The organism is Blautia sp. aa_0143 (genome assembly GCF_004167315.1).
GTDB lineage: Bacteria > Bacillota > Clostridia > Lachnospirales > Lachnospiraceae > Blautia_A > Blautia_A fusiformis.
In genome coordinates this window covers 1-10,422 of sequence record NZ_RCXU01000053.1, presented here as the reverse complement: position 1 = coordinate 10,422, position 10,422 = coordinate 1, and the positions used below count along the sequence as shown (strand labels likewise).

The 10,422-nt window shown below is 38.8% G+C and carries 10 protein-coding genes; all 10 read left to right on the top strand.

Features of this window, described 5'->3' with window-relative positions; genetic code table 11:
• Positions 1–108 precede the first annotated feature (108 nt).
• The 10 genes from EAI83_RS16580 to EAI83_RS16535 all read left to right on the top strand — a co-directional run bounded on the left by EAI83_RS16580 (position 109) and on the right by EAI83_RS16535 (position 10,076).
• Positions 109–774: a response regulator transcription factor gene (locus EAI83_RS16580; protein WP_059085761.1), complete on the top strand. Its 666-nt coding sequence runs from the start codon at positions 109–111 to the stop codon at positions 772–774.
• Positions 775–1,055: 281 nt separating this feature from the next.
• Positions 1,056–2,192 (top strand): sensor histidine kinase, encoded by a 1,137-nt coding sequence (locus tag EAI83_RS16575; protein ID WP_243113542.1) that lies wholly within the window; start codon positions 1,056–1,058, stop codon positions 2,190–2,192.
• A 99-nt stretch (positions 2,193–2,291) separates the two neighbouring features.
• The gene (locus EAI83_RS16570; RefSeq protein ID WP_129976210.1) at positions 2,292–3,776 is read left to right on the top strand and encodes a DUF6034 family protein; all 1,485 of its coding nucleotides are present in this window, start codon (positions 2,292–2,294) and stop codon (positions 3,774–3,776) included.
• Between the two features lies 1 nt (position 3,777).
• On the top strand, positions 3,778–4,668 hold the full coding sequence (locus tag EAI83_RS16565) for a hypothetical protein (RefSeq protein ID WP_005423058.1): 891 nt from the start codon (positions 3,778–3,780) through the stop codon (positions 4,666–4,668).
• 18 nt (positions 4,669–4,686) lie between these two features.
• The gene (locus EAI83_RS16560) at positions 4,687–5,415 is read left to right on the top strand and encodes an ABC transporter permease (protein WP_243113541.1); all 729 of its coding nucleotides are present in this window, start codon (positions 4,687–4,689) and stop codon (positions 5,413–5,415) included.
• Between the two features lie 43 nt (positions 5,416–5,458).
• Positions 5,459–6,109 carry an ATP-binding cassette domain-containing protein gene (locus EAI83_RS16555; RefSeq protein ID WP_442859610.1) on the top strand — a complete coding sequence of 217 codons (651 nt, stop codon included), beginning with the start codon at positions 5,459–5,461 and terminating at the stop codon, positions 6,107–6,109.
• Between the two features lie 2 nt (positions 6,110–6,111).
• A complete protein-coding gene (locus tag EAI83_RS16550; RefSeq protein ID WP_129976206.1) occupies positions 6,112–7,452 on the top strand; it encodes a hypothetical protein in 1,341 nt (446 codons plus the stop codon).
• Positions 7,449–8,150 carry a hypothetical protein gene (locus EAI83_RS16545; RefSeq protein WP_243113539.1) on the top strand — a complete coding sequence of 234 codons (702 nt, stop codon included), beginning with the start codon at positions 7,449–7,451 and terminating at the stop codon, positions 8,148–8,150. The genes EAI83_RS16550 and EAI83_RS16545 overlap by 4 nt, the downstream gene beginning before the upstream one ends.
• Before the next feature lie 433 nt (positions 8,151–8,583).
• Entirely contained in the window at positions 8,584–9,561 is a 978-nt protein-coding gene (locus EAI83_RS16540) for a M28 family metallopeptidase (protein ID WP_242872569.1), read from the top strand.
• A 140-nt stretch (positions 9,562–9,701) separates the two neighbouring features.
• Entirely contained in the window at positions 9,702–10,076 is a 375-nt protein-coding gene (locus EAI83_RS16535) for a hypothetical protein (protein WP_015524968.1), read from the top strand.
• Positions 10,077–10,422 lie beyond the last annotated feature (346 nt).

The following is a 10,422-nucleotide window of genomic DNA, read 5'->3' as shown; positions in this document are numbered from 1 at the left end:
TCCGGTGAGGAGTTATTTGTTTATAGGTAACAAAAAATGCCGTATTTATGCGGCTTGTGGCGTTTCGCAAACGCCTAGATAGTTATAAAAACATGTGAGGTAATAATTATGAAGGCAAGAATTCTTGTGATAGAAGACGAAATGTCAATCAATGACCTGCTATGTATGAATTTGGAGATTGCAGGGTATGAAACAGTAGGATATCTGGATGGAAATGAGGCATATGAAGCAATTATTCAAGATCATGCGTTTCAGTGTGCACTTGTAGATATCATGCTTCCCGGAAGAGACGGATATAGCCTGTTACCGAAACTGAAGCAGTATGAAATCCCCGTAATATTTCTTACCGCAAAGGGAGATATCGCGAGCAAGATAAAGGGATTAAAAGACGGTGCAGAAGATTATATTGTAAAACCATTTGAAATGCTGGAAGTGATGGTCCGTCTTGAAAAGGTACTGGAACGTAATGGCACTGTACAAGAACAGATTCAAATTGGTGATGTTATCATTGATACGTCTAGTCGTACTGTTACAAAAATGGGCATGGAAATCTATTTAAAGCCAATGGAATATAACTGTCTCATGGTGTTCGCCAAAAACCCGAACAAAGCACTGACCAGGAATCAGATTCTGCAGGAACTGTGGAATGAAGAGTTCTGCGGAGAAACAAGAACTGTGGATGCACATGTGGGTCGTATCAGGAAAAAGCTTGGCTGGCAGGATAAGATTAAAACAATTCCCAGAATCGGTTACAGACTTGAGGTGGATTTATGAAACTCTTAATAAAGATCTTTGCTCAGACTACATGTATCATTTTGTTGGTGTCGTCAGGGATCTTTCTCTATACCACTTATTGTTGGAAAAATCAGAGTATACAGAATATCAACAGTTATGAAAGCAGTATATTCAGAACAAATATCTTACAGTTTGAAAATAAAACAAGCCTTTCTGACAATCAGAAACAGAATACCGACAACGAAATGCGCCCCCAAATAGTTACTTATGCTTTTCGGCAGGTTTTTCATGACAGCGCGGTTTTATATCTTGATGGAAAAATGATCTATAATGGAACTGTTTATGAATTCGATGTAAAAAAGTTAAGAGAATTATGTGAAAGTAAGGCAAACATGGTGGATCATGGCAGCAACAGTGACGGTCATGGCCCTATGATCAGTCAGATAAATGGAAGGACACTTTTGTTATTTTACTATGGCAATGTAAATATGGGATATCAGATTGTTACTTATAAAGATATAACAGATGTAATAGAAAAAAGTCATCTGCTGTTTTTTCAGACGGGTGTATTTACTTTATCTTTGATCGTGGTGATGGGAATTATCCTTTATTTGAGCCTTCGAAAAATCACAGCACCGCTTACAAGCCTAAGAGAAGCTACGCTTCTTGTTTCTGAAGGTATTTATGATTTTAAAGTACCGTCAGAGGGAAATACAGAACTTGCGCAGGTAGGTGCAACCTTTAATTTTATGACAGGTAAAATAAAAGAACAAATTGAAAGTCTTTCTAACATAAACCGGACACAAAAACAGCTTATTGGAAGTCTGGCTCATGAGCTGAAGACCCCAATGACTGCAATCATAGGCTATGCAGATACATTGCTTACTGTGCGCCTAACCCCGGAAAGGCAGGAGAAGGCTCTGATTTATATTGAAAATGAATGTCGCAGGCTTTCAAGACTTTCTATGAAAATGCTGGAATTGACCGGACTCTACGAAGCTTCGGAAGACTCATTCAATCCAGCTGAAATACAGGTGGATAACTTTCTGAAAGAAGTAAAAGAACTCATTGATTGCAGGCTTCAAGAAAAAAACATCTCTCTTGATGTATTTTGTGAACCAAAAGAATTGGTAAAGAAGTTTGATCAGGACTTAATGATAAGTGTAGTGACAAATCTAATTGATAATGCAGTCAAAGCTTCCAGGAAAGAATCTAAAATTGTGCTTGAGGCAACCCCAGACCATCTGATGGTTCAGGATTTTGGAAAGGGAATACCGAAAGAGGATCTGGAAATGGTGACGGAACCATTTTATATGGTAGATAAATCTCGTTCCAGGGCAAAAGGAAGTGTAGGACTTGGTCTTTCTTTATGTCAGAAAATTATAGAACTGCACGATTTCCAACTGAAGATTGAAAGCAATCCGGGAAAAGGAACTACCGTCTCTGTTTTCTGGTAATCACACTAACGTTTACATATCAGTTACAAATCGCGAAAGATTTGGTGTAATGCTCGATGATATACTTATAACAACCTTAGAAAGGAGATATTACCAGAAATGAGAAAAAACATAAGAAAGTTTGCAGGAATAGTGCTTTGTATTGGAATGTTTACAGGATGCGCACAGACCCCGGATTCTTCTTTGGTAAAGCCGAAGGGGAGCAAGGCTGTAGATGCTTATACGGAAGCGGATGATGTTAGCGGTTCTAAAGGAGAAGCATCTGAAAGTAAGAACGATGACGGTTCAGAGTCAAAGACAACCATCAGGAATCTCATTGATGCTCCTCAAAATTATAAAAGCCATGTGGAAGATGACAGTGCCAAGCTCGTGGTAAATACAGATGCAAGCGTAGAAATTCCGGAAGTGGAAAAGATATCTGCTATTTCTGTCACCGCGGCAGAAGTTACCCAGGAGCTTCTCGACCGTATTACAAACGCATTCTTCTCAGAGGCAAAACTTTATACCATGGATAGTTATTACGTGAAGACAAAGGATGAAATTAAAAAAACTCTGGATGAACTAAAAGAAGACGTTGCAAACGGAAACCTGGATCCGTATAACTATGGAACAGATGATGATGGGAATTATGTCTATGATATCTATGAAGATATTGAGACATGGGAACAGGAATACGAAACTGCTCCGGAAAAGAAAACCCTGACAGAGGCAAAACCTGTTGCCGGAAATTTTTTCGATTGTATTGCACAAATGCCAGACGATTCACAATTCTATTATAAAATATCTTCCGATGGCTCCGATACCTTGTCAGTCAAGATCAAGAAAGCAGCAAACAAGGGCGGGGAAAAAATACCGGAGGATGCAATGTGGTGTGATTACGGATATTCTGAAGAGGAAGAAAAACCCACAGAAGAATCTATCGGGCTGTCCCTGGATGAAGCAAAAAAACTTGCAAAGGAAAAAGTTGAAAAAATGGGCATCACAGATTTACAGTTTTCTAACTGGAATTACGCGGTGTGCAAAAGTTTTGAAGGCGATAATAGTTCAGGTAATTTTGGAAATGGATATAGAATTGACTATGCACGTACCATAAATGGTGTGCCGGTAACTCAGACAATTGCAGACGGTGGGGCATTGGAAGATATGGACAGCACAATGGAAACATGGTCTTATGAAAGTCTCTGTTTCTATGTCGATAAAGATGGCATAGAAAGCATGACTTATTCAAATCCCTACACAATTGGTAAAATAAAGACAGAGAATTTAAATCTTCTTTCGTTCAGCGAGGTTATGAAAATTTATGAAAAAATGATGGTGGTAACAAACGCTGATAATATGCAATATGAAAATTCCAGGGTCTATAATATTGATCGGATCGTTCTTGGCTATGCCAGAATATATGAGCCGTCTACTGACGCACACACAGGTATTTTGATCCCCGTCTGGGATTTTTTCGGCAGCATGACTTCAGAAAGTGAATATAACGGAGAAACAGAATCAAATACCAGTAAAGATCCGAATGAAAGTTTCCTTACCATTAATGCCGTGGATGGCAGTATCATAGACCGGAATCTGGGTTACTGACATGAGACAGGTATTTGGAATTGTAAGGTACAATTTCTTCGGATTTCTACGCAATCCCAAAGTTATTTTTATATTTCTGTTAGAATTTGTACTTAGTTTCCTGCTTACAGGCAGAATCATGGTTGTAATGGAGACCTACGATACACCGGTACAGGCCATTGAACCATTTATCTGGACATTTGGGGATGGGATAGCAGTACTGTCCAGTTCGCTGCTCTTGCTTCTTATGTTTTCTGACCTGCCGAAGATGACACCTATTACTCCATACCAGCTGACCCGGACAACCAAGAGGAAATGGCTTTTAGGTCAATTCATTTATGTTATTCTTGTAACTGTTTTATATACGGTTTTGATGCTGCTGTTTACGGCTGTGCTGTGTATGAAAAAGAGTTATCCAGGTAACCTGTGGAGCGAAACTGCGGCTATGCTTGGTTATTCAGAGTTAGGAAAAAACCTGCAGGTCCCTTCTACAGTAAGGGTCATGGAAAGTATCTCACCCTATGGCTGTATGCTGCAGGTCTTCTTCCTGCTGTTTTGTTATTCGCTGACCTTAAGCTTTGTAATCCTTGTAGGAAATCTCTATAAAGGGAAGACTAAGGGGATGATTTTTGGCCTTCTTTACAGTGTCTTTGGTTTTTTATTGGACCCGAAAGTACTGGCTGCAATTTTACATAAAGAAAAATACGAAATGTATCAGGTAAATGTATTAATCTGCTGGATCAGTCCTCTGAACCAGGCAGTATACGGAAAACATAACTTAGGTTATGACCCATTGCTTCCGAAAATCACGCATTCCTACATGTTTTTTCTGGGTATTTTAGTTCTTCTTGCAGTTTTTGCAATTAACCGGATGAAAAAATATACCTTTGAATTTCTTGGAGAAAAGACATGATCGGAAGGGGGAAAACCTATGTGGGGTGAAACAAAACGTATGTTTTTTAATAAGAATTTTCTGGCAGCATGGCTGATAGCCTGCATTTCCATCGCCCTTGGACAGACTTATCCCAGCTTAAAAAAAGCACTGACATGTAGTACTTTTATCAGTATACTGGAAGGTTCCTTAAAAAGTCAGGCAGTATCTTTTGCCATTCCGGTAGCAGCCGTATTGCCATGGAGTGATTCCATTCTGCAAGAATATAAAAGTGGATTTTTAAAGGAGATACTTCCCAGAACGACTCGCAGACAGTATATCGAAGGTAAAGTTTTTTCCATTATGGTATCTGGTTTTATGGTCTGGACGTTATCTATACTAACGGTACTTTTTATCAATTTTATTGTGTTCTATCCGCTGGAGATAAAGGGTGCTATTCAGAAAGAAGCACTTCTGGACTTACTCATGAAGGCATTTCGGACAGGACTTATCGGAAGTATCATAAGTACTTTCGGTGGAAGCTGCGGGATTTTATGGGATTCTGCTTACATGGCATATGGAATCCCTTTTGTAAGCTTTTATTTCGGAATTATCCTTCATGACCGCTATTTTAAGAATCAGATATGGTTTTATCCAGTAGAATGGATACTGGCTGATGAAAATTGGGGACCGGACAAAATAGGAGTTTGGCTATTTCTACTGTTGTTTTTATTAGTAATGCTGGGAATTCTGGGAGGTGTTTTATATGGAAGATTGGAAGAAATCTGAAGGGACATTTAATCTGGCCTGTGATCCGCAAAGAGCAAGTGGAATGATACAGAACACCTGCGTAAAAATAGAACACGTGACCAAACGTTTCGGTGAAGACATCGTGTTACAGGAAGTAAATCTTTCCTTGAAAACAGGAAACGTCTATGGGATTGTTGGAAATAACGGTTCAGGAAAGACCGTCCTTATGAAATGCATCTGTGGGTTTCTTCCTGTAACTACAGGCACTATTTTTGTATTTGGGAAAAAAATAGGCCATGATGTGGATTTTCCTGAAAGTCTTGGAGTTATTATCGAGACTCCCGGTTTTCTTACACAATATACGGGCTTTAAAAATCTGGAGATCCTGGCAGACATGAATGGCCGGATTTCGAAGGCCGATATCCGCATAGTCTTAAAAAGGGTAGGATTGGATCCGGACATGAAGAAACCAGTCGGAAAATATTCCCTTGGAATGCGTCAACGCCTTGGTATTGCACAGGCCATTATGGAAGATCCTCTGTTTTTGATCCTGGATGAGCCGTTTAATGGACTGGATAAACATGGCGTGGAAGAAATAAGAGAACTTCTGCTGGATTTAAAAGCAGCAGGAAAAACCATTTTGCTGGCAAGCCATAATGAAGAGGACATCAGAATCTTATGTGACCACGTATATGAAATGGATGGAGGAATCTTAAGAGAAAGGACTGCCTGATAATGAAAAATTTATTTGTAAAAACGGCATTAGTATTGTGTACGACAATAATATTTCTTCCAGCTACCATTTTTGCCACAGAGCCTCAAAATACGGAAGTTACATCTGCTGAAGAAGGATTTACGGACTCAGATCCGTCCGTATCTTATGAGAATGATAACTCGTTAACCCTTGATGAAAAAGAGGATGAATCTCCGAGTACCGAACCTCCGAGTACCGAACCTCCGAGTACCGAACCTCCGAGTACCGAACCTCCGGCAGAGGATGAAAAGACTCCTGATAAAGCTGATACCGATAAAGAAAATCCGGATCCGGATATTTTTACATCAGGAGATGACTTTGGTGATGGTTCTAAATCGAATCCTTTTCATGTTGTAATAGACAGTGATAATCCGGAAGACGGTGACGCCCCGCAGATAACAGATCCGGTTATAGACAACGGGTATTCGGGCGGTGGGGGAGGAGGTAATTCAACATCAGACTCATCAAGTGAAAAAATATTACATAAACCGCAGGTATTATTAGAAGACAGCAATCTTTCAGGTGGACGATTGGAGGCTGGTTCTACAACAGAAATGTCGCTGACATTTCGAAATAAAAGCTGCAGTCAAAATGTATTTGGTTTAAAAATTTCCCTTTCTACAGAGAACAAAGGAATTGAATTTGAGAAAAACTCTTTTTATGTACAAGTCCTGGCTCCTGGTGAAGCAATTACTTTGGAACAGATGATTACTATAACAGAAAACTGTGATCCTGGCCAGGCTGTCATTACTTTTTCTCTGGATTATGAAGATTTGAAAGCAACGGCAACTACCGGTACAGAATTACTGTCTTTTCAGATCATCCAACCGGTTCGTGTTAAGCTGGAAGCTTCAGATATTCCATCTGTTTTATACACTATGGATACAGTAGAGATCCCGGTAAAAGCAATGAATCTAGGAAGAGACAAAATATACAATGCAAGTGTCAGCTTAAAGGCTGATGAATTAAGCTCAAACGATACTGCATTCTTAGGGACCATAGAGGCCGGAGATTTATCCCAAGGAAGTCTTCGCATATATGTAAAAGGAAAAACAGGAAAATGTGCAGGACAATTAATTCTTACGTATGAGGATGCAGATGGCAAATCATATGAGGAAGAAATAAAATTTGATTCTGAAATCAAAGAAACCCAGATAAAGTCTTTAAAGGTTGAAGATGACCAGGAGAAAACCAATAACTGGTGGTATTCCATAGCTGCAGTTGTTGCAGTACTGCTTATTTCCATAATCCTGATTCTGGTCAGAAAGCTTCATAAGAAAAATATCCTTCTCGAAGAAGTGAGAAAGGCGGATTCTCATTGAAAAGAAAAAAAATAGACAGCTTTACCTTATTTGTCATACTTCTGCTGGCATTGATACTTACATTATTAGGAATGCTGCTGGCAGGTATGAAAGAAGGGCAATTTACTGTGTTGCTCCCACTTGGAGATCTGGCTTATGATGAAGATTTTTTGCAGAAAGCGAAGAAGATAAAAGGTATAAAAGAAATCTGGCCAGTCATAGAAGTCCCGGTTGTCATCAAAATTGAAGATTATACGGAAACAACGACTTTTTCAGGAATTGATATGAATGCGTTTGGAAAAAATCCAACTCAGAATGAACTGGGGAAGATGCCGTTGTTATTGCTGGGAAATGGTTCCCTACGGGATATGAAAGACTATAATAATCATGCCATTTCAAAAAAACAACAGGAAAAATTTTTAGAGATGGGTGAAAACCTGAATATTTTTTATTCCCTGGATGAAAAAGAGAAGGATACTTCCAAAGCCACAGATGATCTTACTACCTTATCCAGCAATTCCGCAAGAGGACCGCAAACCTCATATATGCCCTGTAAAGCCGCTGTAGTAATAGAAGGCAACGAAATCTACATACCCATTTCCCAGGCACAGGATCTCTGCAGAGAAATAGGAGAGCCTTCTGAAATCAGTAAAGTATATCTAAAAATAAATGGAAAAAATAACCTGGAGAACGCAAAGAAAATACTTTCAGGAATTTAACATAATATATAGCAAGAAGTCTCTTTCCTTTACAGATGTGCAATGAATTGTAAAAGCACTGTACGAACGCTGTAAAAGCAAAAAAGAACACTTGGTTGGTGATGCAGTTCATGGTATAATAGTATCAGTTGATAACATAAATGATAAAAAAGCTAATTTTGTTAAAAAAGGATCACAATGTACATTTAGAATATCAGATTTACCGCCTTTTGATCATGTGGTTGTAATGTTCCGTGCATAGCCCAGAATGGAACTAAGTAAATTTATCAATGTCTGTCCCTTTTTCAAAATCTGAGATTTAATTGGCAGAAGTATATCACATGATAATGTTTATGGTATGGAAAAAAGCTTTCGTTGTAGCCTATGGTTTTGCATGGAAAGTTATTGGATAAAAGATACTGATTAATACTTGGTAAAATGAGGGAGCTCACAAATGAAAAAAATTACAATTGCCTTAATTATGGTTATATCATTAATAGCACCAATTCAGACAATGGCGGAGAGTGTTACCCAGAACGGTACAATAATAGAGCCTTTGGAACAGAATATTGAACAGATCATCGATGAAATCACTTCTGAACCGCGTCCAATAAATTCTGATGCAATACAGAATGTAAAAGAATATATTAGTGAATATTTTGGCAATCTGGGATATGACAATATAGAATACCAGAAATTCGAATATAACGATGAAAACAATGAGAATGCAATAAGGCATTCCTCGCAGGCGGATGTGTTTCTGGCATCAACAGCCGAGAATGCAATTGTTGACGGCATTGGTGAAAATATCATTGTGACAAAAAACTCATCTATTGATACTACAAAAAATCTGATCATAAGTGCCCATTATGACAGTGCAGAAGATTCGGTGGGCGCCAATGATAACGGTTCCGGAGTGGCAGCAGTGCTTGAACTGGCAAGGATTTTAAAAGATACAGAGATACCGTATAATATAAAATTCATCCTGTTCTCGGGCGAAGAGAAATATATGCTGGGTTCAAGATGGTATGTTGGTAAGCTGACGGAGGACGAGCGGAAACAGATCATCGGAGTAATAAATATTGATACTATTGCAGAAAAAAGTGATCTGGGTTATATGGCGATGATCGAAGGAAACAAAAGACCAGACAATGCGGAATATGATGATGAGGGATTGAAAAAACTGGCAGAATTAAATAAAAACAGTATGTCAGAACTATTTACACCCAGTGACAGATTTTTCCTGACAATGGCAACCAACAGTGACCATTATCCGTTTGCATTAGTGAATATCCCGGCAGTATCTATTGTCCAGGACTGGCAAGATGGTTTGAACGTGAATGATAGTTCTGATGTAAAAGAAAATATGGATATGCAGAGAATTGTGGAAGTGATTGATCAGGTTATGGAAGTACTTCCAACGATCAATTAAATTTATATCAAAAATCTCCCACTAATGGTAGTGCCAGATAAAAAACATTGTAGAAGTCAGTAATATTAATGTTTTTCATGGTGCTAGCACAGTGTGAAGTCGAAATAATCAAATACTGACAGAGACTAGGAGGTGGAATAATGAAAAAATGGATCGTGATGCTGGCGGTACTTGTTATGTTCTGTCTGGCGGGATGCGGGGAAAAGCCGATGACAGCAGTGTATTTTCATACAGATGATAACAGCTGGTATTTTGCGGATCTGGACACGGACACGATTTTCTCCGGAACGATACCGGATAAGCTTACGGATGAGAATGGAAAGAAGCTGACAGAGGAAGATATGACAGACGGAGATGTTTACCTAATCTATGGAGATGGTATCATGCTGGAAAGCTTCCCGGGACAGTATCCGGGAATCACAAAGATGGTACGGAAAGAACAGGGCAATCAGGAAAAGGCCGATCATTACCGGAAGGAGCTGCTTTCCATGATGCGTCCGGTGACTGGAGAGTGATAAAATAAAGCTTTTTTAGAAAAATATTAAAAGAAAATATATATCCATTTCTTCTATATTTTGATAAACTATATATTAAGGCCACTGAGAAGAATAAATTTTAACAAATGTAGCAAGAATTCTCCCACCTCTTCAGGTGGTGAGATGAATTGCACATCTGAGCATATCTGCTCAAAAAAAATCTCTATAGTATAAAAGAAACACTCGTTCTCCCTTCCCTGATGTAGTATACTGAAAAAGAACAATTAGTTCATAAATACATATCCGTCGATATAAGAAAAAGGACGATAAATATAATGGAGTTAGACCATGAAAGATGCATTCTGGGGTCAGATATTCTGTCTGC